The sequence below is a fragment of the Paraburkholderia nemoris genome, from assembly GCF_905221015.1.
GTDB lineage: Bacteria > Pseudomonadota > Gammaproteobacteria > Burkholderiales > Burkholderiaceae > Paraburkholderia > Paraburkholderia nemoris.
The window spans coordinates 234954-261489 of record NZ_CAJNBO010000013.1 but is presented as its reverse complement, the minus strand read 5'-3'; the positions used below and the strand labels follow the sequence as shown (position 1 = coordinate 261489).

The window sequence follows — 26536 nt, the reverse complement described above, 5'->3', positions numbered from 1 at the left end:
AACGACTCCACGCCGATGATAGTGCGGATTCCCGTGTGAAAGTAGGTAATCGTCAGGCTCCCCAGCAAGACCAGAAACCCCACCCCGAAAAGGTGGGGTTTCTGCGTTTACGGCCCTGAATTCAGCGCCAAGACTCTCGCGTCGTAGCGAGCACACGCGCGGACTCTTAACTCGCGTTCCCAACCCGCGGGATAGCGCACCTCCATTCCGAGAGGCGCGTCACGAAAACACTGCCGCTATCTGGCAGGCCATAGATACCGTCACAAGTGGTCCGCCACTTCGTTACCTACGTTGCTACCTTCCACAGGCGCGGCCAGCTCGTCAGCTAAAACACTGCGTCAGTGCGCGCCGACGTCACCATCTCCAATACTGGCCGCGCGAACAGGCGCCGCGTCATCGGCTGCATGCATCTGGCCAACTTCCGCAAGTAACGCCTCGTCGCGTGCAATCACCTTCGGCAGATGCGTGCGTAAGAACTCAACCCACGTCCGCGTCTTCGCATCGACGAACTTGCGTGACGGATACAGCGCGTACACATTCATCTTCTGCAGCGTATATTCAGGCAGCACGCGGACCAACGTCCCATCACGCAGCCCGGCAATCGCCGCATAGAGCGGCACCATACCAATGCCCATTCCCTCGCGAATCGCGACGATCAGCGATTCCGCAATATTCACTTGCACGGGTCCGTTCACTTCCATCGTCTCGCTGCCATTGGGGCCGTCGAGCACCCATTCGTAGGCCGGAAATGCTGGCGTGTGCAAGATCAGACACTCGTGATGTGCCAGGTCGCTGGGCTGTTGCGGCGCGCCATGAGCGCGCACGTAAGCAGGGGATGCGCACAAGATGCTGAACGTTGTGCCAAGCGGCAGCGAAACGAGGTCGGAATTCGGCAGAGTCGAGGCACCGATAACAGCGACGTCGGCGCTGCCTTCGAACAGGTCGGGCATGCGCTGCGACAACGTCAACTCGACGGTCACTTCGGGATAAAGCGCGCGATACCGGGAGATGGCCGGCAGCACGTAATGCTGGCCGATACTGGCAAAGCTGTGCATCCGCAAAGCACCGGCAGGGCGTTCGTGGGCGCAGCTTGCTTCTTCTTCCGCTGTGTCCACATCTGCAAGGATCTGCTGAGAGCGTTTCAGATAACGCTCGCCCGCTGTGGTGAGCGCGAGCCGCCGCGTCGACCGGTTCAGCAAGCGCGTACGCAAATGAGCCTCGAGTTCAGAAACCGCGCGCGACATCGCGCCAGTCGTCGAATTGAGCGACTGCGCGGCGGCGGTAAAACTACCGGCTTCAACCACGCGCACGAACACTCGCATATTTTGTAGCGTATCCATCGATCCTTCTATTTCACGGCAGAAGCCGTATTGTCCGCCTGTCCCGTATGTCCATTGTTGTTCATTCTGGAAGGGACGTTCCGCGTCCGACCTATTAATACGCGCAGCGCATGCTTTTACAATCGGCGCCTTGCCTGCTGGTGTGCGCAGCGTTCACTGGGGCTACTTCTAGCGACAAACCGGGACGCGTTGCTTTCTGATGATGAGACGCCAACATGCGATCAAGCCCACGGCGGATTTTCGCCGGCAGTGGCGCGTCATGTTGCCGGCGCTCATCCCGGCCGTTCGCGACTGGGCGAACAGCGACGGTCTGATCTGGCTGCATCTGCTGAAAACGGTCACTGCGGGTTTGCTGGCGCTGGGCATTGCAATGTTGCTGGATCTTCAGCAGCCACGAATCGCAATGACCACGGTGTTCGTGCTGATGCAGCCGTTCAGCGGCATGGTGCTCGCCAAGAGTTTCTACCGGATTCTCGGCACCGCGGTGGGGACGGTCGCTGCTCTGGTGCTCGGCGCGCTGTTCGTCCAGCAGCCCGAGTTGTACATGCTCGGCATGATCGGTTGGGTAAGCAGCTGTATCGCGGCAGCGGTCCGGTATCGGCATTTCAGATGGTACGGCTTTGTGCTGGCCGGCTATACCGCCGCGCTGATTGGCATCCCGACTGTCACGGCGCCTCACGATCTGTTTCTGGCGGCGCTCACGCGCGCAGCGGAGGTGGCGGTCGGCATCGCGTGTTCGAGCGCGGTAAGCGCGTTGATCGTGCCGCAGCGTTCCAGCCTTGCGCTGCGGCGCGCACTTCATCTTCGATATACAAATTTTACTGCGTTCGCTGCCGACGTGTTGGGTCGTGGAATCGACCGTGGCCAATTTGAACGGCGCTTTGCGGACCTCGTCGACGAGATCGTTGGCTTTGAAGCGACCCGAACATTTGCCGCCTTCGAAGATCCGGCCATGCGTTCACGCAGCCAGCATCTCGGCCGTCTGAACGGCGAGTTTATGGACGCATGCGCGCGGCTGCACGCGCTGCATCAGTTGCTCAAACGTCTACGCGCAAGCGGCCCAAGCTGGAGGGTCGACGCCATCACGCCGTACTTCAGCGAGCTATCGGCACTGTTGGAATCCACCGGGCCTGCAGATGCCGATGCAGCGCAAGTAGCCACCGGTTTGCGGATCTTTCAGGCGAGCTTGCCAAGGCGCGTGCGCGAAACGAGACGGCCGCTGGAAGCCGCGCCCGCTGAATCGCTAGCGGACTTCGATACCGCCGCGGAACTACTATATCGATTTGTCGACGAATGGATCCGCTACTCCGAGACCTACGCTTCTTTGGCGCGGCGCAAACCGGGTGCAGCGCAGCGCACCGTCGGCCGCTACGTGAGCAAGACGAACGGCTTCGTGGTCGCGTTTACCTTTGCCAGGTCGGCAGCGGTAATGGCGATCGCCGGCTGGTTCTGGATCGCCACCGACTGGCCGAGTGGTGGTCTCGCAGTGATTGGCGCGGCGCTGGTTTGTGCGCTGACGTCGACCGCGTCGAACGCATCGAAAATGGCCGTGCAGATGGCGGCCGGTGCGGTGCTGGCGACCATGACCGGCTACCTTTTTACGTGCTACGTATATCCGAACATCGACGGCTTTCCGCTGCTTTGCGCAATGCTCGCCCCGGTGCTCGCACTCGGCGCCTTCATCGCATCGCGCAAGCTCTCGGCAGGGTATGGCATCGGCTTTTCCGTATTCTTCTGCCTGCTCGCCGGGCCGGACAACGTCGTCACGTATGCGCCCGATCTGCTGATCAACAACGGTATCGCGATCACGGCGTCGCTATTGCTTGCAGCGATCGTTTTCTCGGTGGTGTTCCCCGCGGATATGCCGTGGCTTACCGAGAGAATCAAGGGTGATTTGCGCGCGCAAGTCGTGTCTGCGTGCAAGGACGAACTGCCCGGACTCAATCAACGCTTTCAGTCGAGCACACACGATCTGGCCTCGCAGTTGCGCATGCTGCTGACGCGGCGCTCCCGACGCCGCCGTGATGCGTTGCGCTGGATGCTAGTCACCCTCGAAGTAGGACACGCCGTGATCGATCTGCGCAACGAAGCAGCGCGTGCGAGCTACGCGCAAGCCCTTCATCCGCACTGGAGCAACGGCCTCAAGCGGACTTGCGACGACCTCGCGCGGCTCTTTGCGCGACCGGACGCGCATGCTCTCGAGCGCGCGCTCGTATCGGTGCGCTCGGCCACGTGGATCGCGCAGGACCTGCTGGAAACCGTCCATGCCGACCGGGACCAGCGACACGACCTGCAACGCATCCTGAGTTGCCTGCATTTCATCCGCACGGCGTTGCTCGATAAAGACGCGCCTTTCCATACGCGTTGACACGTGCGTCGGATCGGGCGTGCGCCCCGATCCTTCTGCCAGATGGAAAGGTCCCTTCTGTCCAGCCCCGTTTATCTGCGTAGGTGGTGGTCATATAGTTTCTTCACCGCCGCGCAGTCCCCAAAAGGGACTTCCTGCGGGACGGAATCGTAAGAACTGGAGAACGAAATGAATGTGTTGAAGATTGCCCTGATAGCCTGCACTTTGTCCGCTGCTGCCGCTCATGCACAGACGGCGCCTGCCGCCCCGGAACAACAGGTCGCACAGGCGAATGCACCGCGCTCGAACAGCGTCGCTGAGCAACGCCGTGTCGCGGTACCGAAGGCCAAAGCTGAAGAGTGCGTGGGGCCTGTGAGTTTCTGCAATATCTTCTTCGGCAGCTAAGCAGCGCCACGCGCAACACCAGCAGTACCCGCAAGACCTGTCGCGGGAATGTTGCACGCGACGAAACGCCTGGCCGCGACGTCGTCCCATCGAGATGCCGCGGCTGGTGCGACAAACTGGCTACTGAGCGAAGCACACCGCAGACGTGCGCACCGGTAGACTGGACGGGTGAATATGGAGAGACTCAATTTCATGTACCAGAACCGGATTCGTTGCTCCGCGTTGCGCGGAAAAGTCACCTCAGCCGCCGAGGCGGCGCTTCTGATTCAGGACGGCATGCGCGTCGGCGCCAGCGGCTTTACGCGCGCGGGCGACGCCAAGGCTGTCCCGGTTGCACTCGCCGAGCGGGTCCGTCAGGAAGGCAAGCCGCTACAAATTACATTGATGACCGGCGCATCGCTCGGTCATGACGTGGATCGCATGCTCACCGAGGCGCATGTGTTGGCGCGCCGCTTGCCGTTTCAGGTCGACAAGACCCTGCGCGATGCGATCAACCGCGGCGAAGTCATGTTCGTCGATCAGCATCTGTCTGAAACTGTCGAGATGCTGCGCGCAAATCAGCTTGGCAAACTCGACATCGCGATTATCGAAGCCACCGCGATCACCGAAACCGGTGGTATTGTGCCGACTACTTCGGTCGGCAACTCGGCCAGCTTCGCGATCCTCGCCGACAAGGTTATCGTCGAAATCAATCTTGCCCAGTCGCTCGCACTCGAGGGACTACACGACATCTGGATTCCGGGCCGCAGGCCGAATCGCGAACCGCTGCCGATCGTGCGTCCGCAAGACCGCATCGGAACGCATGCCATCGAAATTCCGCCTGAAAAAATCGCGGCGATCGTGATCACCGACAAGGCGGACAGCCCGTCCACAGTGCTGTCCGCGGATGCGGAAACCGAGCTGATTGCACGCCATCTGATTGAGTTTTTCCAGCACGAAGTGTCGTGTGGACGCATGCCCCCTCAATTGCCGCCGTTGCAGGCGGGCATCGGCACGATTGCCAATGCTGTGCTGGCTGGCTTTGTCGATTCACCTTTCGGCGCTTTCGAAATTTACTCAGAAGTACTGCAGGATTCGACCTTCGATCTGATGGACGCCGGTAAGGTGACGTTCGCCTCGGGGGCGTCGATCACGTTGTCGGCAGCGCGTCAGGCACAGGTGTTCGGCGAACTCGAGCGCTATCGCGATCGCCTGGTGTTGCGTCCGCAGGAAGTCAGCAACCATCCTGAAGTGATTCGCCGGCTCGGTCTGATCGCGTTGAATACCGCATTGGAGTTCGACATATACGGCAATGTGAATTCCACGCACGTCGGCGGCACGCACATGATGAACGGCATTGGCGGCTCGGGCGATTTCGCGCGCAATGCGTCATGCGCGATCTTTGCGACGAAGTCGATGGCGAAGGGTGGCCGCATTTCGAGTGTCGTGCCGATGGTGCCGCACTGCGATCACAACGAGCACGATGTGGACGTGGTTGTGACGGAGCAGGGTCTGGCCGATCTGCGCGGATTGGCGCCGCGGGAGCGCGCTACGCTGATCATCGAAAACTGCGCGCATCCGCTCTATCGCTATCTGCTTCGCGACTACTATCGGGATGCCTTGCAATGGGGTGGGCAAACGCCGCATCGGTTGGACCAGGCTTTCACCTGGCATACGCGACTGCGTGATACCGGCTCGATGTTGCCGGCAGTAGAGGCGCATCTCTAAACATTAGGTAAAACCGGCGTCAGCTGGCATTCGCCCCCGACGCCGTAAGACATCAGGTGCTACGCTCAGGTGCCGCGCCGGACAAGCCGGATAAGAAACAGCAGAATAACGGCGCCGATCACAGCGGTAATGATCGAACCAATCCAGCCGCCGCCGAGCGAAATGTGCAGCACACCGGCAAGCCAGCCGCCGATGAATGCGCCGACAATCCCGACGATGATGTCGACGATCAGGCCGAAGCCGCCGCCCTTGACGAGCACGCCAGCCAGCCAGCCGGCGATCGCGCCAATGATGAGCCATGCAATGATGCCGTGTTCCATAATCGAGACTCCATGGTTGAGTGTGAAAAATTCACGGTGACAGAGCTTAGTCGAAGGTTATGGGACAGTCCATATTCAGGACGCGGAATTAACATTGTCTGAATCTATTGCAAGCTAAGTGTAGACGATGCGAACGAATATGGGGAGCTTACGCAAGGTTGCTTACTCCGGCGTCGGCTCCGCATCTTTGGCCGTCCAGCTGACGCTCGATACGCTCTTTTCCATGCTGATGCGGCTCGCCATCTGTTCGAGCTTCGGCTGGTCTTTCGGATGCAGCTTCAATGTCGCCGTAACGCGAATGCGTCCCGTATCGTCTTCGACGTCTTCGCTCGTCAGGCTCTGGAACGACAGCGGTGTCGAATACATTGAGTTGGATACCGCGGTGCGAATGTGAATTTCATCGGCCTCCCGGCAAACAATCGTCAGCACATACTCGCGCACGAGGTCGGCGTCCGAAACGGGCGCCGCGTTGATGGCACGGCTTACTTCACGCAGCACCGTATTGGTCAGCAATACGACCGCTGTGCCGGCGAGGGCCGGGCCGTAGTGCCCCGCACCGCACAATACGCCGACCGCCGCCGAGCACCACAAGGTCGCGGCGGTGTTGATCCCCTGAATGGAGCCCTTGTCGCGCATGATCACGCCGCCGCCGAGAAAGCCGACGCCGGAGACGACATACGCGGCAATCTGGGTGATACCGGCGGTGCCGTTGCCGGTCAGCACGCCGAGCGTGACGAACAGGCACGCGCCGCTGGCAACCAGCGTGATGGTGCGCAGGCCGGCGTTGCGCTGGCGCATCTGCCGTTCGAGGCCGATCGCGACCCCGCAGCTGAAGGCGGCAAAGAGCCGCAAGACGAATTCAATTGTCATCGGTAAGAAAGGTTGAGGCGTGTCTTTGCACAGTGTGAACCCTACGCGTGACAGCATCACGTATCCGCAGGTGGAACGCGAATGCGATCAGGCGTGACAAGGCATGCGAGCCGGGGCTCGCGCCGCAAAAGTCATGGAGCGTGCGCAAGGCGGCCGGGCCATGCGGCGCTTCACTTGCAGCAAGAGGGTAAAAGCGACGTGCACCGTCGGGCCCGAAGGCAAGACGGCGACAGACAAAGGCTGACGCGGAAATCTTGCCGATCAGGCGATCGGGCGAATCGAAGCTCGACTAGTACTACTGCTACTGTCCAAGATCGTGATTCCGGTTAAATGAACTGGGCGAATTTTAAGCAGCTCTGCAAAGTTAAGTCAAGCCGGAATGGGGCAGGGTGGCGGAATGCGTTGCGGGTCGCTTGCTGAATTATCCGCGGTGAGATCGGAATTTTCCTCGCATAAATACGGACTCCGAATATTGACGAGGTCCATCCCGGAAAACACACTGTTCGCACACTTCGAAACACGTGGTGCGGTTCTGGTGCTCAACCCACGTTTCATTTCCCATAGTTTCGCCCAGAAATTTTTCGGTTGTCCTTGCGCCGTACCTTGCGCATCCAATCCGCACCATGTCGTCTCTTTTCCGCTGCTCACCCCAATTGAGGAATGTGTGAAAGAAAAAGCTCTTGGCGTCATTGCCGGTGCATTGATTGCTGCGGCTCCGCTCGTGTCGTTCGCTGCTGGTTTGCCCGCGCCGTTTGAGGGCAGCAGCACGCTGCAGGCGGATGGAGTCGTGAAGTCGGTCGACCAGGCAAAACATTCCGTGACCGTGCTCGACGCACAGGGCGGCGAAGCTTCCTTCAACATCACCGATACGAGCAACCTGGCGCAGATCAAGCAGGGTGGCAAGGTCCATATCCGGATGATGCGCAACGCCATGGTCAGTGTAACGCGTGGTGCCGACGGCCACGGCGCGGCTGTTCAGCCGGTACAGCAGAACACGGTACAGAACGTGACTGCCGAAGTTCAGGCGATCGATCATGCCTCCGGCATCATGGCCCTGAAGGGCCCGAATGGGGCGGTGTTTCATATCCAGGGCCGCGAGCCGGCAAAGGTCGTCGGCGTGACGCCGGGCATGCAAGTGTCGGTGGCGTACGCACCACAGGTCACCGTGGCCGTCGCGCCTGCTCAGTAACACAAATCGGCTGAAGTGGCGCGTCAGCGCCAAAGCGCGGATGTTCTTTGCGGACATCTGCGCTTCTTTTTTGCCGTGCAATCCAGTATCGCTTCGACGCGGTGCTATCCGGCATTCCAGCCGCGTGCCTTAGTCGGGCTCACCGGGCACGAGGCGCAATCGCGTGATCTCCGAGGGAGCGCCCAGACGCTTTGGCGGTCCCCAATAGCCGGTGCCGCGACTCGTGTAGACCCACAGGCCGTTGAGCCTTGCGAGACCAGCCGTGAACGGCTGCTGCAAACGCACAAAGAAATTCCACGGGAAGAACTGACCGCCGTGTGTGTGGCCGGATAGCTGCAATGTGAAACCTGCTGCTGCGGCTGCTTCGGCAGAGCGTGGCTGGTGTGCCAGCAGTACTTTGATCAGCACGTCGCCAGGCGCGCCTGCGAGGGCCGCAACCGGGTCGCTGCGATGCAACGGATCATGATGGCCCGCTGAGTAATCAGTCACCCCGGCAATCACGGCGCGCGCGCCGTCGTGTTCCACGATCACATGCTCGTTAAGCAGAACGTTTAACCCCAGGCGCCGGAATTCGTCGATCCAGGCGTTCGCGCCGGCGTAATACTCGTGATTGCCGGTCACGAGGAACGCGCCGTGACGCGCACTGAGTCGCGACAGGGGCTGTGTGTGTCTGGTCAATTGCGGCACGCTGCCGTCCACCACATCGCCGGTGACGGCAATCAGATCCGGCTTCAGACGATTCACCGCGTCGACGATCGCATCCACGTAGCGGCCTTTGATGGTCGGGCCGACGTGGATGTCACTGATCTGGACGATCGTGAAACCGTCGAGCGCCGGCGGCAAATCGTCGATCGGCACCTCGATCGTCACGACCTTGGCGCGGCGCCGTGCGTTGAACAGGCCGACGAGTGTCGAGAGCAGCGCAAGCAGCGGTACCGCGGCCGCGGAGCCTATGCGCCAATGCGCGATTGCTATCGTGTTCGGCCAGATTGCGTCGACGGTAAGCAGCGAGGCGAGCGCCAGGTCGCGCGCGAACGTCAGAACCAGTAGCGACGAGAAGAAGCCCATCGCCAGTAGCCCGACCCACGCAAGGCGGTCGCTAAGCGGCTGTTGTTTGATGGTGCGCGCCAGCATACCGAGCGGGATCAGAAAGATCGACAGCACCAGCCACAACGCGCACAGCCACCGGCCGGTGGTGCTGACCGGCATGTCGGGAATCAGACGAAAACCGACGTAGATATGCAGCAGGATGCCAATCAGGATGAAGCGAACAAGAAACGATGAGCGGCGCATAGAGAGGATAGAGGCGGGAAGGGGCCGGCACGAGCGGAGCAACGGCGGCGGCTCGCGAACCGCAATCATGAAATAGCGGACGAGCCGGACCATTCTACCGACATGTGCAACCCCTTGCCGACGGCGCCAGATTTGCTTCCGGGGCGGGCCGAATACGTCCATGTTTGAGGCGACATGCGGATACCGCAACGCAGCAATTCTCGTTGCCTCATGCGGCCGTCTGAACTGCAGCGATGCTCTAATTAAATGGGCTTTGAATTGTGTTTCGCGTGCACTATTCTCAAATAGAACCGGCTCGTCTCAGGGCCATCGCGGCCCAGCGGCGGTTCGTTTTGTCCTCGGTTGAGGGCGAGGCAGGAGGCGCATCATGAAACTGCTTGGATCGGGCCATCACGTACGCCACGGACTTCACGGGCATCACGTCGGACGAGAGGGCAGCCACGTCATGCTGCCGCTGGTGGGCATATCGCTGATGGCGCTCGCCTTGTACTTCGGCGTGCGCGACATCGACTTCTCCGAACTGGGCAAAAACGCGTTATTCGACGTGGTGATGGTATGCGTTGCACTCGGCATCGCAGGACTATTCGGCGTCGTCGGCGCGTGGCTACGTTCGAGTGGTGACGACGCCGATGAAGGCTTTTGCTTTATCGGCGCAGTGATCGGCGCAGTGGTGTTCTACGTGGCGCTCCTCAGATAAACGCACCGGCGGCTTAATCGCTGTCAGACAATCTGGGCGGCTTCGTCGAAGGAGAAGCGCGGGCTGCGCGGGAACAGCTTCGACGGGTCGCCGTAGCCCAGATTGATCAGGAAGTTTGACCTCACGGTCGTGCCGGCGAAGAAGGCCTCGTCGACCTTGGCGGCGTCGAAGCCCGACATTGGACCCGTGTCCAGGCCGAGCGCGCGGGCGGCGAGAATCAGATAGCCGCCTTGCAGCGTCGAATTGCGAAAGGCCGTATCCGCAATCGCTTTGTCGTTGCCGGCGAACCAGCTGCGCGCGTCGGCATGCGGAAACAGTTTCGGCAGATGCTCGTAAAACGCCATATCCATCCCGACGATCACCGTGACCGGTGCGGCCATCGTCTTCTCGAGATTGGCCGGCGACAAAGCCGGGCGCAACTTTTCTTTGCCTTCGGGCGTTTTCACGTAGACGAAGCGGCCGGGGCTCGAATTGGCCGAGGTCGGACCGAGCAGTACGAGCTCGGTGAGTTGCTTGAGCACGGCGTCGTCGACCGGTTTGGTCTGCCAGCCGTTATGCGTGCGCGCTTCGCGAAAGAGCTGATCGAGAGCCTGATCGGAAAGAATCATGGTGGTAGTCCCTTGAAGTAGCGGAGTGAGAAATCCGGATGACAGCGCAAGCCACAGGCGTGAGCGTTGTCGTCATTGCCGCCATAATATCCAGGGTTCCAATTCGCGCATGGATCGCACGCGCAATCGTATTCAGGCAATTTCATGGCGGACCTTTTCGATGACCTTCCAGCCCCCGACGTGGACTGGTATCCCGAGTGGCTCGCGCCCGAGGTCGCGGCGCACGCTTTAACGCAACTCATTGACGAAGTGGAATGGCGCCAGGACATGATGGGCACGCCCGCCGGCCGTGTGCCGCTGCCGCGGCTGACCGCCTGGCAGGGTGAGCCGGATGCAGTCTACGTCTACTCCGGCATTCGCAACGTGCCGCAACCGTGGACCCCGACTGTCATCGAACTGCGGGTCGCGGCGGAAGCAGCCTGCCACGCGCGCTTTAACAGCGTGCTGATCAACCGCTATCGCAGCGGCACCGACAGCATGGGATGGCATGCGGACCGCGAGCCTGAACTCGGCGCGCAGCCGGTGATTGCGTCGATCAGCTTAGGCGTCGCGCGCACTTTCGACTTGCGGCACAACAAGACAGGCGCCGTGCAGTCGTTTTCGTTGAAAGGCGGCAGCTTGCTGGTCATGAAGGGCAACACGCAGGCCGACTGGCGGCATCGCGTGCCGAAGGAGCCGCGCGTGGCCGGAGAGCGGATCAATCTGACGTTTCGCTGGGTGACGCCGCGCGAAGCAACCCGCTAGCTTGCGGGCTAGCCGTTAGCTGCGCCGCTTTCTGGTCCGAAAGCCGGGAAACCCAAAAGCCTGGCACCCAGTCGCTGCCAGGTCCGAAGCCACATCGAGCACTTAAGCGCATAAAAAGCATCTCCAACGCCGCGCTCAGTCATCGCCGATGCTCGAGCGAACCCCGCAGCATTGCCCACGTCCACGGCTACTGCCGATACCGCCCGCTATACCAGAATTGGTATCGCCGACGCGAATCATATGATTGGACGGTTAACGCCCCAGACACTACGCTACATCACGATCCACGCACCGTGAGGGCCGCAAACACCGGGCGGGTTCGATGGATCGCCGACACAACAACGATCAGGAGACAGTCATGGCGAATACACGACGCGCCGCATGTCGTGCGTTGGGCGCGCTCGCGCTTTGCTCGAGCATCGGCGCACTGGCGCTGACAGCGCCGGGCGCATACGCGCAGGACAAACAGATCACCCTCGGCTTCGCACAGGTCGGCGCCGAAAGCGCTTGGCGAACCGCCAATACCGAGTCGGTGAAGTCCGCGGCGGCGGATGCGAAGATCAAGCTCAAATTCTCCGACGCCCAGCAGAAGCAGGAAAACCAGATCAAGGCGATCCGCTCCTACATTGCGCAGAAAGTCGATGTGATCGCATTCTCTCCGGTCGTCGAATCCGGCTGGGAACCGGTACTGCGCGAAGCTAAAGCCGCAAAAATTCCGGTGATCCTGACCGACCGCAATATCGACGTAAAAGACACGTCGCTGTACGTGACGATGATTGGCTCGGACTTCATGGAAGAGGGTCGGCGCGGCGGTCATTGGTTGGCCGATCACTATAAGAGTGATCCAGGTCCGATCAACATCGCAGAACTGCAAGGAACGGTCGGCTCGGCGCCTGCCAACGACAGGCATTCCGGCCTGATCGAAGTGATCAAGAGCGATCCCAAATTCAAGATCATTGCGTCGCAAAGCGGCGACTTCACGCTTGCCGGTGGCAAGCAGGTGATGGAAGCATTTATAAAAACTTATGGAAATAAAATAAATGTAGTTTATGCGCATAACGACGATATGGCGCTCGGTGCCATCCAGGCGATGGAAGAGGCCGGCATGCATCCGGGCAAGGACATCACCGTTGTCTCGTTCGATGCGACCAAGGGCGGCTTCCAGGCGATGGCCGCGGGCAAGATGAACGTCGACGTGGAGTGCAGTCCGCTGCTCGGGCCGCAATTGATGTCGGCGGTCAAGGACGTGGTGGCCGGCAAGCCGCTGCCCAAGCGTATCCTGACGGAAGAGACCGTCTTCCCGATGAGCGTCGCGGCGCAGACTTTGCCTACGCGCAAGTACTGAGGCGGAGTGTGATGGCTAATTGATTAGCCATCCATACGATAGACGCAGAACGCAAGCAAAGTACACAAACGAAGTACGGACAGATCGCAGGGGTTTCTCCAGTGGTGCCTGACCGCCTGACTGCTTCGGCAGCGGGCGGTCTCTTTTCCGCAGAATCAGGTTGCGCCGAACTGAACCAGCCTGAGCCCACCCGACCAATGCACCGCCGATCGAGCGAGGTCTATGACGCATCCCGCATCGGAATCCAATCCGCCGGCCATGAAGGCCGTCACAGGTGACGCTCGCGACGGCGCCGCCTCGAATGCACTCGAACCCATTCTGGCCACTACTGGTGTCAGCAAGACGTTCCCGGGCGTAAAAGCGCTGCAGCGGGTCGACTTTCGCCTGTTCCCCGGCGAGATTCACACGCTGATGGGGCAAAACGGCGCCGGCAAATCCACCCTGATTAACGTGCTTACCGGCGTAGTCGCGCCTGACGCCGGTACGATCCGACTCGGCGGCGAGACCGTCGCGTTTGCGTCGCCGCAGGAGGCGGAAGCGGCCGGCGTGCGCACGCTGTATCAGGAAGTGAACCTGTGCCCGAACCTGTCGGTGGCGGAGAACATCTTTGCCGGCCGGCAGCCCAAGCGTTTTGGCGCGATCGACTGGCCCGACATCAAGCGGCGCGCGCAGGCAGCGCTTGCCCGCCTCGACGTGACGCTCGACGTCACCCGATCGCTCGACGCGTATCCGATTGCCGTGCAGCAGATGGTGGCGATCGCGAGAGCACTCTCAGTCGACGCTCGCGTGCTGATCCTCGACGAGCCGACCTCCAGTCTCGACGATGGCGAAGTCGCGCAGCTTTTCAAAATACTTCGGCATCTTAAGCAGTCTGGAATCGCCATTCTGTTTGTCACGCATTTTATCGAGCAAACCTATGCGATCTCCGATCGCATCACGGTGATGCGCAACGGCGAGCGTGAAGGCGAATATCTCGCGCGGGATTTGCCGGCCGATCAACTGGTCGCGAAGATGGTCGGCCATGAGCGTATGAGCGCGCGCTTGCGCGAAGCGGCACATGACGGCCATGCCGTTCATGAAGGGCCAGAGAGCAAGGACGCAGGTCAGCCGTTCGCCGAATTGCGCGGCGTCGGGAGGCGCGGCACGCTGCAGCCGATCGACCTCGACGTGCAGCCGGGCCAGATTCTGGGTCTGGCCGGCCTGCTGGGTTCGGGCCGCACGGAGACCGCCCGGCTGTTGTTCGGGGCCGACCGCGCCGACAGCGGCACTATCCTGATCGAAGGCCGGCCTGTACGGCTACGTTCGCCCCGGGACGCGGTGCGCCATGGCATCGGCTATTGCGCGGAGGACCGCAAGAAAGAAGGCATCGTCGCCGAATTGTCGATCCGTGAAAACATTCTGCTGGCGTTGCAGGCGCGGCGCGGCTGGTTACGCAAGATCAAGCGGCATCGCGCGCAAGAAATCGCGGACATGTGGATCGAGCGTCTGGGCATCAAGGCAGCGGACGCCGAACAGCCGATCGGGCTGCTCTCCGGCGGCAACCAGCAGAAAGCGCTGCTGGCGCGCTGGCTCGCCACGAATCCCAAACTCCTGATTCTCGACGAGCCCACCCGCGGTATCGACGTCGCCGCCAAGTTCGACATCATGGACCGCTTGCTGGCGCTGTGCGCGAACGGCCTGAGCATCCTGTTCATTTCGTCGGAGATCAGCGAGGTGCTGCGTGTGAGCCATCGCGTGGCGGTGCTGCGCGACCGTCGCAAGATCGCTGAAGTGGCGGGCAAGGCTTCGAACGAAGACAACATTTATCGACTCATCGCGGGGAGCGGCGAATGAAGCTATCGAACTGGTTCGTACGCGATGGTGCGGAGCGCCCGTTGATCTGGCCGTGCGTCACGCTGGTGCTTTTGTGCGCCTTGAACCTATTGGTGAATCCAAATTTTCTTTCTTTGAGGATGCTCGACGGCCATCTGTTCGGCGCGCCGATTGACGTGTTGAATCGCGCTGCGCCGCTGGTGCTGGTTGCGACCGGCATGACGCTCGTGATCGCCACGCGCGGCATTGATATTTCGGTTGGCGCGGTGGTCGCGATCGCCGGCGCCGCAGCGGCCACGATACTCGCGACGCAAGCCGCGCCGAGTGCCGGATTGATCGCGCAGGCCCTGGTCGCGGCGCTGATCGTCGGTGTGTTGAGCGGCATGTGGAACGGATTGCTGGTGTCTTTCGTCGGCATGCAGCCGATCATCGCCACCTTGATCCTGATGGTCGCCGGCCGTGGCATTGCGCAATTGCTGACGGCAGGGCAGATCATTCCGATCGGCGCACCGGGGTACCTGTTCGTCGGCGGTGGGTATTGGCTCGGCGTGCCGTGTTCGGTGTGGATCGCAAGCGGTGCGGTGCTGGCCACCGCGGGGCTCGTTGAAGGCACCGCGCTCGGGCTCTTCATTCGCGCGATCGGCGTCAATCCGGTGGCGACGCGTCTTGTCGGCCTGCGCTCGAAAGCGCTGGTCTTCGCGGTGTACGGCTTCTCGGGATTGACCGCCGCGATGGCGGGCATCCTCATCAGCTCGAACGTGCGCAGCGCCGATGGCAACAACGCCGGCCTGCTGCTCGAACTCGATGCGATTCTGGCGGTGACGCTTGGCGGCACATCGCTGCTCGGCGGCCGCTTCAGTCTCGCCGGCACTGTGCTGGGAGCGTTGATCATCCAGACGCTCACCTACACGACTTATTCGATCGGCGTGCCGCCGGAAGCGACGCTCGTCGTCAAGGCGGCCGTGGTGCTGGCGGTGAGTGTGATCCAGTCGCCCTCGGCGCGCTCGCTCGCCATGTCGCTCTTCAGGCAGCGCGGGGTGGCACGATGAGACGACTCCTCGATGCCTGGGCTCATATCGTCGATCCGCGCACCTTACCGATCGCCGTCACTGTCCTGTTGTTTTGCGCGCTGTTCGGTTTCGGCTCGGTGATGTACACCGGTTTTTTCTCGTGGCAAGTGCTGCTCGATCTGCTGGTCGACAACGCCTTCCTGCTGATTGTCGCAATCGGTATGACGTTTGTTATCGTGTCCGGCGGGATCGATCTGTCGGTCGGCTCGGTGGTGGCGCTGACCACGATCGTCGAAGCGGTGCTGTCCGAACACATGCATTGGCCGGTCTGGCTGATCGTGCCGATCGTGTTGCTGATGGGCACGCTGTTCGGCGCGGTACAGGGTGCGCTGATTCACTTTTTCCGCTTGCAGGCGTTCATTGTCACGCTGGCCGGCATGTTCTTCGCGCGTGGCTTGTGCTTTCTGATCACGACGCAGTCGATCACGATCAATGATCCGACGTTCCAGAAGATTTCCGCGTTTCGGCTCAATATCGGCGTCGGCTCGGTGACGGCCAATGTGTTGATCGCCCTCGTCACGCTTGCCGCGGCGATCTATGTCGCGCATTTCACGCGTTTTGGCCGCAACGTGTATGCGATTGGCGGCAATCCGCGCTCGGCGTTGTTGATGGGCTTGCCGGTCGCGCACACGCGGATCGGCGTGTATGCGCTGAGCGGCTTCTGTTCGGCCCTCGGCGGCGCGGTATTCACGTTCTACGTGCTATCGGGTTATGGCCTGCAAGGGCAGGGTATGGAACTCGACGCGATCGCGGCGACGGTGATCGGCGGAACCTTGCTGACGGGCGGCGTCGGCTATGTAATCGGCTCGCTGTTCGGTGTCGGCATTCTGGGCACGATCCAGGCGCTGATTACCTTCGACGGCACGCTCAGTTCGTGGTGGACCCGCATCGTAATCGGCGCGTTGCTGTGCGCGTTCTGTCTGCTGCAACGGCTGATCGAGCGGCATGCAAAATCGGTAGGGCGTCCAGGTGGCACCGGCGCTGTGGTGACGCCAGGCCGCGAGCACGGTCGCGGCGATGCACCAGCGGCGTCCGATTCACATGTGATCGGACGCGCGCCGGAGCAGGCGTTGTAGCGCGGCTTAGGTGCTGAGTTCACGCCCCCGGGTTTCCGGCAACGTCAGCGCGGCGAGGATCACGATACCGTAGGCCGCGGCGGCGAAAACGCCGATCGCGTGACCGAGTGTCATGGTCTGCGAGACGTAGCCGATCAGGAACGGAAACGTCGCGCCGACCGCCCGCCCGATGTTGTAGCAGAAGCCTTGGCCGGAGCCTCGAATGCGCGTCGGGAACAGTTCGGTGAGGAACGCGCCCATCCCCGAGAAAATGCCGGACGCGCAGAAGCCAAGCGGGAAACCGAGTACGAGCATCGTGAGGTTATCGAGCGGCAGTTGCGTGTAGATCAATGCGATCGCACACGAGGCCAGCGCGAACGTGATGAACGCGCGTTTGCGGCCGATCTTGTCGCTGACGTAAGCGCCCGTCAGATAGCCGCAGTACGAACCGACAATCACCACGCCCAGATAGCTGCCGGTGCCAATCACGCTCAGATGCCGCTCGGTCTTCAGATACGTCGGCAGCCAGGTAGTCACCGCGTAGTAGCCCCCTTGCACGCCGGTCGCGAGAATGGACGCACGCAGCGTCGTCCAGACGATATCGCGGCGGAAGATGTCGAGCAACGAGGGACGCGTTTGTGCCGCGGCTTGCGCTTCTTTCTGCTGCCGATGTATCTCCGGCTCTTCAACGAAGCGGCGAATCCAGATCACGAATGGCGCCGGCGCAATACCGATCGCGAACAGCACGCGCCACGCGTAATCGGCCGGTACCCACGAAAACACGGCCATGAACAGCAGCGTCGACACGCCCCAGCCAATCGCCCAGCCTGCCTGTACGAGGCCCACCGCTTTGCCACGGTCACGCGGGCGGATGACTTCGCCGATCAGCACCGCGCCCGCCGTCCATTCGCCGCCAAAGCCGAGCCCCATCAGTCCGCGCGCCCATAGCAACTGCGAGAAGTTCTGCGCCAGCGCGCAAGCCAGCGTGAAAACCGCGAACCAGAGAATCGTGATCTGCAAGGTCTTTACCCGGCCGATGCGATCCGACAGCACACCGGCCGCCCAGCCGCCGAGCGCCGAACTCAGCAGCGTGACCGTCCCGATGAGGCCGGCGTCGCCGCGCGTGATGCCCCATGTCGCGATCAGCGTCGGAATCACGAAGCTCAGGAATTGCGTATCCATTGCGTCGAGCACGTAGCCGATCTTGCAACTCCAGAACGCACGTTTCTCGCTAACGGAAATCTGCTGATACCACGCAAACGGGTTTTTATCTGTGCCGGGCGCGCTATAGCGCTCGGCGTCTGCGGTCAACTGCGCTTCGGTTTTCATAGCTGGGCTCCGGTCGTAGTCAGTGGCTGCGTCTTGCCGCGCGGCTTGGGGTGGGACAACTCAAATGACGCCGCGGCTAGAGCATCGCCAGCGTGGTGTTGGGAATGTCGGTGACGAGCATATGTCCCGGTTTGTGCGCGATTGCAAAAGGCAAACGCGCGCTTTCTATCGCGGCTTGCGGTGTGACGCCACAGGCCCAGAACACCGGTAACTCGTCGCTGCGTACCTCGACTGCGTCGCCGAAATCGGGCCGCGCGATGTCGCGAATGCCGATCAGCGAGGGATCGCCGATATGCACTGGCGCGCCATGTACCGCGGGAAAACGGCTGGTGATCTGAATGGCGCGGATCGCGTCGGCGGCTTTCATCGGTCGCATCGAGACCACACGATTGCCGCCGAACACCCCTGCGGCCACGTTGCGTTCCCGCGTGCGATACATCGGCACATTGACCTGCTGTTCGATATGGCGCAGCGGAATACCTTCACGCCGCAACATTTCTTCGAACGAAAACGAGCAGCCGATCGCGAACACCACCAGATCGTCGCGCCACAGTGCGTCGAGACTGCGTACCTCCTCGGCACGTTCGCCGTGGCGGTACACGTAAAACGCGGGGACGTCGTTGCGTATGTCGAGATCGGCGCCGAGCGACGGGAGACGCCATTCGCCGGGTTCGCCGATGCCGAGCAACGGGCAAGCTTTCGGATTGAGCGTGCAGAAGCGCAGGAAGTCGTCGGCGTATTGCCGGGGCAGGATCGCGAGATTGGCTTGCGCATAGTCGCCGCAGTAGCCCGCAGTCGGCCCGGAAAGACGGCGGCTGCGAATCTGCTGACGAAACTCGGATGGCGTGTAGGACATGAACGGCTTGACTCCATCTAGGTCCAGGTGACCGATGGGAGCCAGATTAGTAACGCCAAAAATATCCATCCAGCGAGTTATTCTTGTGTTTCGTTAAATTAAACTTAACAGCATCGCCGGCGATTTTACGGCGATGATCGAGTCTTTCGGGGCGCTGTTGGGAGAGCTAATGCAATGAATACCCGCTTTGTCGAAACGTTTCTGACGCTCGCTCGTCTAGGCAGTTTTCGCGCAACCGCCGCGGCCATGCACGCCACGCCCGCCGCGATTTCACTGCGCATCAAAACACTTGAAGCCGAGTTGGGCGTCGAGTTGATCGAGCGCGACGCCGCCGAGTTCCAGCTGACGGCGCATGGTGAACGGCTGCTCGCGCATGCGCGCTCGGTGGTGCAGGCCACGCGCTCGCTGCAACTGGCCGCGCAGGACGAAACCCAGGTGACGAAGCGGCTGCGGCTCGGCGTTATAGAGACGGTGGTGCATAGCTGGTTGCCGGACTACATCCGGATGCTAAACGTCGAGTACAACCGCATCGTCGTCGACCTGACCGTCGACTCGAGCGCTGTGCTTGGGCCTCGGTTGCGCGCCGGCGAACTGGATCTCGTCATTCAGGTGGAGGAAACCGGCGAGCAGGAAGCGTCGATCGTTTCGACCTTGCTGGCGAGCTATCCGGTGCGCTGGATCGCGCGCAACGATCTGATTCCGGCGAACCGCGCGAAACATGTGCAGACGGTATTGCAGAAACCCGTGCTGACGTTCGGCCGTGGCACCGCGCCGCAAGTCGCCGTGGAGGCGATCGTGGAGATGCTCGCGAAGCGCGCCGGTGTGCCGTTTGCGGATACTCAGGTGACCTGTATGCCATCGGTAGCGGTGATCGTGAAACTGTTGCGCGATGGCTATGGCATTGCGGCAGTGCCGGCGCTGTTCGTCGAGCCTTTTCTGAGCAGCGGCGAACTGGGGCAATTGCAGGTGCGTCCGCTACCGCCGCCGATCGACGTTGCGATGATCTACCGCGACGACGCCGACGTTGGCGTGCTGGCAGCGTCGCGCGTGGCACGCAGCGCGTGTGATCAGTATGCGAAGGCGATGGGGCGGCAGTTGATTGAGAGGCGGTGAGGCGCGGCTCGAGTCGTCCGAATGGCCGCGTCTTAAAGTCCATCCATACCGAGTCGCCTGCGCGCCGTGGCGACCAGCTTGTCGAACGAGAAGGCGCTTGCGGCTAGCGCGGTGCTATCCGGAAAGTTCTCGCGCGTAATGTCCGTCAGCACCTGGCCCGGCGGCGCTTCGATCAGCACGCGGGCGCCCATTTCCTGCATCACGGTGAGCGCATCGAACCAGCGTACGGTGTAGCGCATGTTGGTCGCGAGATCGTCGCGAATGGCCTCTGCTGTGTACAGCGGGCGGCCGCCGCGATTGCCGATATAGGTAGTCTGTGGCGTCTGGAAAGGGATGTCTTCGGCGTACGCAACGAGTTTGTCCGTGGCATGTGCGAGCAGTTCGCAATGTGACGGCACGCTTACCGCAAGACGGACCGCTTTGCGTGCGCCTGCCGTCAAAGCGCGTTCGATGAAGGTGTCCAGTGCGCCATTCGCACCCGCCATGACGATCTGACGCGGCGCATTGACATTGCCAACGTAGACACGTTGATTGCCCGCATCCGCGTGTTGCTCGGCGAGTGTCTCCAGTTGGTGCTCGGTCAAACCTGATACGGCCGCGAGACCGTAGCCGGACGGGTACGCCGTCTCCATCAATTCGGCGCGTTTGCGGACCATCTTTAACGCGTCGCCAAAGTGAATCGCGCCGCAACTGACCGCCGCCGCGTACGCGCCCACCGACAAACCCGCGCTGATCTCCGGCAAGAGCTTTTCCTCTGCCAGTGCCCGCGTGATTGCCACGCCCGCGACGGTCAAACCGATCTGAACGGCTACGGTTGAGCGCAGGGCGTCTGGCGTGTCGAGGGTGAGTACGTCGATGTCGAGCACCTGAGACGCTTCTTCGAGTGTGCCGGTCACGGCGTGATGCTGCGGCAGGCGGTGCAGAAATCCGTCCGACTGCGCACCTTGGCCAGGAAACAGAAGGGCAAGCATCAGGGATTGCCGTGAGCGAGCGCCCACGGATCGGTGACCAACTGCGGCCCGCGAGCATGGCGCGCCATCACGCGTGCTTTGCCCGCTGCCCACTCGGCCAGCGCAACGCCGCCTGCGGGCGTTTCCAGTTGTGCATCCACGCGAATGCCGGCGCGTTGCGCAATTGCTTGCAGATAGTCCAGCAACTGAATGGCGGCGTTGTGCGAGAGTTTTTCCGGTGCGCGAATCAGCAGATCGAGATCGCTCGAGAACGTGACCGTGGGAGTCTGCGTTGCCAGTTCGAAACCTGCGCTTCCAGTTGGTCCCCAAACGAATCCAACCAATGCGCCGGCTGTGTCGCGTCGTAGTGCGGCAAGGGCCGCGAAAGTCGGCAACGCATTGCGCGACGCAAGCGGGCTGCGTTGCGCAAGCGCTTCCGGCGGCACGGCGATTTCAATATCGTCCCGATGCGCCCACGTGCCGTAACGCTGCGGCCGGTCCGCACCGCGCAAGCCGATTGCCACGAAGCCGTCAGCGGCCAGCGCGCGTCGCACAACCGCATATGGCGCACGCTCGAGAGCCCCACGAACCCACGCCGGCTCGCCGTCAAATTGTGGCAGACGGTGCAAGCGCAGCAGATCATGCGGCTGCCAGCGCGCGTCGCACGACAACGCGTGATCGGCTGCAAACGGCGGCGCTGCGCACACCTGCATTACACGGCATCCCATTGTTCGGCGAGACGCCGCCGCACTTCGATCGACGCCGCGCGATTCTTTTGAGCCGCAGCCGATTCCAGACGATGCGACAGATCGCGACCGCCGGCGCGCGCGCTGCGGATCTGTTCGGTCAACACCTGACGCACGCGCTCGATTTGCGCGGCATCGGGCGCGTCGGCGTCGATGCCTTCGATCAACTGATCGAGCAGGCCAAGCTTGGCGAACGACGTCATCGAATAGGACATCGGCACAATGGTTTCACCGAGCGCGTCGAGTGCTTCGACGGTGCGCCGCGTAACGCGTGCGGCCGCTTCCTTGCCCATCGCGTGAACCATGGTGCCCGGCGCGTCGAATGCGACGATGCGGTTGGCCTGATAACCGTGCGCGAGGAACGCGCCCGACATGGCCGGTCCGGCGATCAGCGCGATCACCGGATGCCCCGCCTCGCGCGCCGATGCATACGCGTCGACGGCAGCGGCGCACGCGAGGTGAATGCCGAGCATCTCTTCGCGGTAACCGTACGCCTGACTTTTGACATCGACGATCGCGACGATCGGGCGGCGCGTACCGCTCGCTTCGTCCTGCGCGATGACCTCGCGTACAGCGCGTGCGAGCAGCCAGCCTTGTTCGAGACCGACGACGTTATCGGTCGCACGCGGAAAGCGATTGTCGGGGTCCGGGACGACCGCAATGAAGTGCGCGGTCTCGCCGCCGAGCGACGCGTCGCCGCTCCATACGGGCGCTTTACCGGACGTTTCACCGGCAAGGGCATGGAACCAGCGTGCGCCGCGGCTGAGGGTGGCATCGCTCATGCCTGCTCCTTGCGCGCGTTGTTTTGCGCATGTGGGTTGTAGACGTCACGCATCGTTTCCGGCGTCACGCTGGCCGGGTCGATTTGCGCGAGGCGGTTGAGAAAAACGTCGACCTGTTCGCTGCGATGCGCAGCCGGCAGCCCTTGAATGAATGCTGAGCGCACGGCCGCGCGTACCGCATCCGCATCGTCGTCGACCAGTTGATCGGCGAGCGCGGTCGCATCCCGTTGTTCGCCGCCAATCAATTGCCACACGCGGCGCCGATCGCTCGCGTCGAGTTCTTCGATGCCGGCTTCCTGTTCGATCACTTCGGGGCCGTTCATGCCGAGCCGTCCCTGCTTCGTCACGACGAGATACGAGCACAAGGCCGCTGCAAGCGACATGCCGCCAAAGCAACCGACCATCCCCGCGATCACGCCGACCACCGGCACATACCGGCGCAACGCGACGATCGCGGCCTGAATCTCGGCAATCACCGCGAGGCCGAGGTTGGCTTCCTGGAGCCTGACGCCGCCGGTTTCGAACAGCACGACAGGGCGCACGATCTTGCCGCGTTCGCAGTCGCGCAAGGCCATGTCGAGCGCGGCGGCGATCTTGCTGCCGGACACTTCGCCGATGCTGCCGCCCTGGAACGCGGACTCGATCGCGGCGACTACGGCCGGCTCGCCATCGATGGTGCCGCGCGCAATGACGCAGCCGTCATCCGCCTGGCAGACGACACCTTGCAACGGCAGCCACGGCGATTCGATCTTGTCGAATGGTCCAAGCAGTTCGCGGAACGTGCCGGCGTCGAGCAGCGAGCGGGCGCGTTCGCGGGCGGGCAGTTCAATGAAGCTTTCGCGCAGCATCGGCGCGGGGTGTGCGGTGGCGACAGTAGTCATGCGGCGTCTCCCTGTTCCGCCGCTTCAATGGCCTCCGCGAGCCGCAGCGCGACGACGCCCGGTGTCGCACCGAAGTCGTTGATTTCGATTTGCGCTGCGCCGTCGTAGCGCGTGAAGAAGCGGTCGAGCACGCTCTTCCAGATGTGGCTGTAGCCGTCGACGCTAGTCCGCACGACCACATGCGCGCTCAGGGCCGCGCTATTTTCAACCGGCGACAGCAGGACTTCCAGATCGCCCGAACCGACCACGCCAACATGCGCGCGAGTCGTGACGGCGCGTTGCGCCGGATAGTCGAAGGTCAGATGTTCCATGAGGCTGAGCTCCCGCCGGCGTCGTGATGCGCCAGCATATCGAGAAAGAGGGTGGCGGCGAGCAGATCGGCTGCGCCGCCAGGGGATGCGTTGAGCGACAGCAATGCGTGTTCGAGTGTGACGAGGGCTGTGTGCCCATCCGGCGTCGAGCTGCCGCCGGCTTGCAGCACGCGGCGCGCGCCGTGTTGCGCGGCGTGCAAACCGGGCAAACCCGCGCGATGCAGCAGGCAGGTGTCGTCGAGCGACACCATGATCGAGAGCAGGGCGTCGACGCGCGCGGCGTTTTCGTTGACGCCCCGCGCCCGCGCTGCGAGTAAAGCAGGCAAGCCGATCTCGACGACATGCGGGAAACCGTCTTGCGCCTCGCGGCGCGCTCCACCGACCTGATAGCGCTGCCGCGCGCGCTCGCCGTGACTATCGGCGGGGGCAGCGAAACGATCGGGGAAACAGGCAGTTTGTGCGGCGAGCGTGCAGACATGCGATGCGTTCAGACGCGTAGCGCTGCCTGCCATTGAAGCACCCGCCACCAGCAGGCCGACGATCCAGATTGCACCGCGATGTGCGTTACTGCCGCCGGTGGCGTGCAACATGTCCTGTTCGCCGGCACGGCCGATTTGCGCGAGTTCAGCACGCAATAGCGCGGATGGTTCAGCGCGGCGGCGCGCCGTGCGTGCGAGCGCCGCAAAGGTCGGTTCAAGCGCGTTTGCCGAGCGCAGCATGGTGGCGAGATCGAGGTCGCGATGCGCACCGCTGCCGCGCCGGTCGACCAGCGCGGGTTTCGGCGTGAGTTGCGCTTCTTCGATCAGCGCGGTCACCGCGAAGCGCGCGAGCTGCGCTTCGGACGGTGCTGCCCGTACCCTAAGCGCGGGCCTTTCTATCGTGCCTGCCGCGTGCAAAACCGTGGCGCGCTGGCGTGCCGACGCGATGCGCCAGAGCACGTCGACCTCAGCCACTGGTTCGGCATACGCCGTGGATCTGACCGTGCCCGTCTCTCTCCCAGTCAGCGAGGCAGCACGGGACGCGAGTTCCGCCTTCGCGTCCGGCATGGCGTCGGCCTCGCACTCGAGCAAAACAGCGGGCGCCATCGTTACCAACTCCTGAAGCGAGCCGGCGGCTCGTACAGGCCGCCTGACCACGTCACCAGATCGTCGATGCTGCGTGCGGCCAGCAGCGAGCGCTTCGCTTCGCCGCGTCGAATGCCGAGATCTTCCGGATACGCGACGATGCCACGCCGGCGCAACTCGGCGGTTTTCTCCGGCTTCGCGCGCAGCCCGATTGGCGTGACACCGGCTACCGCTGCCAACGCCGCACGCCGCTCCTCGATCCCTTCGGCCTTGTGCAGATGCGCGATGCCTTCCTCGGTGACGACATGGCTCACGTCGTCACCATAGATCATCACGGGCGCGATCGGCATGCCGCTCTTCGCGCCGACGGCCACCGCATCGAGTTCATCGACGAAGGTCGGCTCACCGCCTTTCTTGTACGTTTCGGCCATCTGCACGACCAGCTTCTGTCCACGCGACACCGGACCCTGATCCTTCAACAGCTTGAGCCATGCCTCGCTCGAATGACGCCGGCCGCGCGGATCGTGGCCCATGTTCGGCGCACCGCCGAAACCCGCGAGACGACCACGCGTGACCGTCGACGAATTGGCGTCCGCGTCGATCTGCAAGGTCGAGCCGATAAACAGATCGACGCCATATTGGCCGGCCAGTTGGCACAGCACACGGTTCGAGCGCAGGCTGCCGTCGTTGCCCGTGAAAAAGACGTCGGGGCGCGCTTCGATGTACGCCTCCATGCCGACCTCACTACCGAAACAATGGATGCTGTCGACCCAGCCCGATTCGATCGCGGGGATCATGGTGGGGTGTGGATTGAGCGTCCAGTTGCGGCAGATCTTGCCTTTCAGGCCGAGCGATTCGCCGTAGGTGGGCAGCAGCAATTCGATCGCCGCGGTATCGAAACCGATGCCGTGATTCAGCGACGTCACACCGTACGGCTCGTAGATGCCGCGAATCACCATCATCGCGGTAAGCACTTGCAGGTCGCCGATATGGCGCGGATCGCGCGTGAAGAGCGGCTCGACGGCGAAGGGCCTGTCCGCCTCTACGACCACGTCGACCCACGATCCCGGAATATCGACGCGCGGCAGTTCGTCGACGATCTCGTTGACCTGCACGATCACGATGCCGTGCCGGAACGCGGCGGCTTCGGCGATGGTCGGCGTGTCCTCGGTGTTCGGGCCGGTGTACAGATTGCCGTGACGGTCGGCCTTTTCCGCGCACAGCAGTGCGACGTGCGGCGTGAGATCGACGAACATCCGCGCGTACAACTCGACGTACGTGTAGATCGAGCCGATCTCCAGTTGCCCGTCTTCGAGCAGTTGCGCGACGCGCAAACTCTGCGGTCCGGCAAACGAGAAATCGACCTTGTGCGCGATGCCGCGCTCGAACAGCGTCAGATGTTCAGGACGGCCGATGCTCGATATCAGCAGATGCACGTCGTGGATCTTTTGCGGATCCACCTTGGCGAGCGCCCGCGACAGGAAGTCGGCCTGTTTCTGGTTGTCGCCTTCGAGTGCGACGCGGTCGCCCGGCTGAATCAACGTTTCGAGTGCATCGACGATACGGTTGGTCGGCAGGACGCCGTCTTCCAGCCACGGTGCGATGGCCGCGAGGCGACGGTTCTTCTCGTCGCGGCGCGTGGTCCAGGAGCGTGCGGTGGTGGAAGCTTCGGTGGCTTCGGCGGATCGGTTCATCGGCGGAT

At 62.3% G+C, this 26536-nt stretch carries 25 protein-coding genes; 11 read left to right on the top strand and 14 right to left on the bottom strand.

Annotated elements, in window-relative coordinates; translation table 11 throughout:
- Positions 1-338: 338 nt before the first annotated feature.
- Positions 339-1340: a LysR family transcriptional regulator gene (locus KHO33_RS21835; RefSeq protein ID WP_200567295.1), complete on the bottom strand. Its 1002-nt coding sequence runs from the start codon at positions 1338-1340 to the stop codon at positions 339-341.
- 202 nt (positions 1341-1542) lie between these two features.
- Here KHO33_RS21835 and KHO33_RS21830 point away from each other — a divergent pair, with 202 nt between their 5' ends.
- The 3 genes from KHO33_RS21830 to KHO33_RS21820 all read left to right on the top strand — a co-directional run bounded on the left by KHO33_RS21830 (position 1543) and on the right by KHO33_RS21820 (position 5799).
- Positions 1543-3708: an FUSC family protein gene (locus tag KHO33_RS21830; RefSeq protein WP_200567342.1), complete on the top strand. Its 2166-nt coding sequence runs from the start codon at positions 1543-1545 to the stop codon at positions 3706-3708.
- Positions 3709-3876: 168 nt separating this feature from the next.
- Complete coding sequence (locus KHO33_RS21825) at positions 3877-4092, top strand: hypothetical protein (protein ID WP_054040309.1); 216 nt, start codon at positions 3877-3879, stop codon at positions 4090-4092.
- Positions 4093-4284: 192 nt separating this feature from the next.
- Positions 4285-5799 carry an acetyl-CoA hydrolase/transferase family protein gene (locus KHO33_RS21820; protein WP_200567343.1) on the top strand — a complete coding sequence of 505 codons (1515 nt, stop codon included), beginning with the start codon at positions 4285-4287 and terminating at the stop codon, positions 5797-5799.
- Positions 5800-5864: 65 nt separating this feature from the next.
- On the opposite strand, the gene KHO33_RS21815 is transcribed toward KHO33_RS21820, so the two are convergent.
- The gene (locus KHO33_RS21815) at positions 5865-6119 is read right to left on the bottom strand and encodes a GlsB/YeaQ/YmgE family stress response membrane protein (protein ID WP_028197420.1); all 255 of its coding nucleotides are present in this window, start codon (positions 6117-6119) and stop codon (positions 5865-5867) included.
- 162 nt (positions 6120-6281) lie between these two features.
- Positions 6282-6989: an MgtC/SapB family protein gene (locus KHO33_RS21810; protein WP_154565796.1), complete on the bottom strand. Its 708-nt coding sequence runs from the start codon at positions 6987-6989 to the stop codon at positions 6282-6284.
- A 664-nt stretch (positions 6990-7653) separates the two neighbouring features.
- On the opposite strand from KHO33_RS21810, the gene KHO33_RS21805 reads away from it, so the two are divergent.
- Entirely contained in the window at positions 7654-8178 is a 525-nt protein-coding gene (locus tag KHO33_RS21805) for a hypothetical protein (protein ID WP_054040305.1), read from the top strand.
- A 129-nt stretch (positions 8179-8307) separates the two neighbouring features.
- Here the strand turns inward: KHO33_RS21805 and KHO33_RS21800 are convergent, their stop codons facing one another.
- Entirely contained in the window at positions 8308-9471 is a 1164-nt protein-coding gene (locus tag KHO33_RS21800; protein ID WP_200567296.1) for a metallophosphoesterase, read from the bottom strand.
- Between the two features lie 367 nt (positions 9472-9838).
- On the opposite strand from KHO33_RS21800, the gene KHO33_RS21795 reads away from it, so the two are divergent.
- The gene (locus KHO33_RS21795) at positions 9839-10168 is read left to right on the top strand and encodes a hypothetical protein (protein WP_200567297.1); all 330 of its coding nucleotides are present in this window, start codon (positions 9839-9841) and stop codon (positions 10166-10168) included.
- A 23-nt stretch (positions 10169-10191) separates the two neighbouring features.
- Here the strand turns inward: KHO33_RS21795 and KHO33_RS21790 are convergent, their stop codons facing one another.
- Entirely contained in the window at positions 10192-10776 is a 585-nt protein-coding gene (locus KHO33_RS21790) for a malonic semialdehyde reductase (protein ID WP_200567298.1), read from the bottom strand.
- 144 nt (positions 10777-10920) lie between these two features.
- On the opposite strand from KHO33_RS21790, the gene KHO33_RS21785 reads away from it, so the two are divergent.
- The 5 genes from KHO33_RS21785 (at position 10921) to yjfF (ending at position 16823) form a co-directional block, all read left to right on the top strand.
- Entirely contained in the window at positions 10921-11520 is a 600-nt protein-coding gene (locus KHO33_RS21785) for an alpha-ketoglutarate-dependent dioxygenase AlkB family protein (protein WP_200567299.1), read from the top strand.
- 358 nt (positions 11521-11878) lie between these two features.
- On the top strand, positions 11879-12865 hold the full coding sequence (locus KHO33_RS21780; RefSeq protein ID WP_054040303.1) for an ABC transporter substrate-binding protein: 987 nt from the start codon (positions 11879-11881) through the stop codon (positions 12863-12865).
- A 222-nt stretch (positions 12866-13087) separates the two neighbouring features.
- On the top strand, positions 13088-14698 hold the full coding sequence (locus KHO33_RS21775; protein ID WP_128576676.1) for a sugar ABC transporter ATP-binding protein: 1611 nt from the start codon (positions 13088-13090) through the stop codon (positions 14696-14698).
- Complete coding sequence (locus KHO33_RS21770) at positions 14695-15726, top strand: ABC transporter permease (protein WP_200567300.1); 1032 nt, start codon at positions 14695-14697, stop codon at positions 15724-15726. Before KHO33_RS21775 ends, KHO33_RS21770 begins: the two co-directional genes overlap by 4 nt.
- A complete protein-coding gene (gene yjfF / locus KHO33_RS21765; protein ID WP_054040299.1) occupies positions 15723-16823 on the top strand; it encodes a galactofuranose ABC transporter, permease protein YjfF in 1101 nt (366 codons plus the stop codon). Before KHO33_RS21770 ends, yjfF begins: the two co-directional genes overlap by 4 nt.
- Positions 16824-16829: 6 nt before the next feature.
- Here yjfF and KHO33_RS21760 read toward each other — a convergent pair whose 3' ends face one another.
- On the bottom strand, positions 16830-18131 hold the full coding sequence (locus tag KHO33_RS21760; protein ID WP_200567301.1) for an MFS transporter: 1302 nt from the start codon (positions 18129-18131) through the stop codon (positions 16830-16832).
- 76 nt (positions 18132-18207) lie between these two features.
- Positions 18208-18987: a putative hydro-lyase gene (locus tag KHO33_RS21755; RefSeq protein ID WP_200567302.1), complete on the bottom strand. Its 780-nt coding sequence runs from the start codon at positions 18985-18987 to the stop codon at positions 18208-18210.
- Positions 18988-19161: 174 nt separating this feature from the next.
- Between KHO33_RS21755 and KHO33_RS21750 the strand changes: the two genes are divergently transcribed.
- Positions 19162-20100 carry a LysR family transcriptional regulator gene (locus KHO33_RS21750; RefSeq protein ID WP_200567303.1) on the top strand — a complete coding sequence of 313 codons (939 nt, stop codon included), beginning with the start codon at positions 19162-19164 and terminating at the stop codon, positions 20098-20100.
- A gap of 32 nt (positions 20101-20132) precedes the next feature.
- Here the strand turns inward: KHO33_RS21750 and mdcH are convergent, their stop codons facing one another.
- Genes mdcH through mdcA form a run of 7 tightly spaced genes read right to left on the bottom strand, consistent with a single transcriptional unit; the run spans position 20133 to position 26528 of the window.
- Entirely contained in the window at positions 20133-21071 is a 939-nt protein-coding gene (gene mdcH, locus KHO33_RS21745) for a malonate decarboxylase subunit epsilon (RefSeq protein WP_200567304.1), read from the bottom strand.
- Positions 21071-21763 carry a malonate decarboxylase holo-ACP synthase gene (locus tag KHO33_RS21740; RefSeq protein ID WP_200567305.1) on the bottom strand — a complete coding sequence of 231 codons (693 nt, stop codon included), beginning with the start codon at positions 21761-21763 and terminating at the stop codon, positions 21071-21073. The genes mdcH and KHO33_RS21740 overlap by 1 nt, the downstream gene beginning before the upstream one ends.
- The gene (mdcE, locus tag KHO33_RS21735) at positions 21763-22578 is read right to left on the bottom strand and encodes a biotin-independent malonate decarboxylase subunit gamma (RefSeq protein ID WP_200567306.1); all 816 of its coding nucleotides are present in this window, start codon (positions 22576-22578) and stop codon (positions 21763-21765) included. The genes KHO33_RS21740 and mdcE overlap by 1 nt, the downstream gene beginning before the upstream one ends.
- Entirely contained in the window at positions 22575-23459 is an 885-nt protein-coding gene (locus KHO33_RS21730; protein ID WP_200567307.1) for a biotin-independent malonate decarboxylase subunit beta, read from the bottom strand. The genes mdcE and KHO33_RS21730 overlap by 4 nt, the downstream gene beginning before the upstream one ends.
- A complete protein-coding gene (locus KHO33_RS21725; RefSeq protein ID WP_200567308.1) occupies positions 23456-23770 on the bottom strand; it encodes a malonate decarboxylase subunit delta in 315 nt (104 codons plus the stop codon). The genes KHO33_RS21730 and KHO33_RS21725 overlap by 4 nt, the downstream gene beginning before the upstream one ends.
- Positions 23758-24855, bottom strand: a complete 1098-nt coding sequence (locus tag KHO33_RS21720; RefSeq protein ID WP_234480785.1) for a triphosphoribosyl-dephospho-CoA synthase — start codon at positions 24853-24855, stop codon at positions 23758-23760. Before KHO33_RS21720 ends, KHO33_RS21725 begins: the two co-directional genes overlap by 13 nt.
- 2 nt (positions 24856-24857) lie before the next feature.
- Complete coding sequence (gene mdcA / locus KHO33_RS21715; protein WP_200567309.1) at positions 24858-26528, bottom strand: malonate decarboxylase subunit alpha; 1671 nt, start codon at positions 26526-26528, stop codon at positions 24858-24860.
- Positions 26529-26536 lie beyond the last annotated feature (8 nt).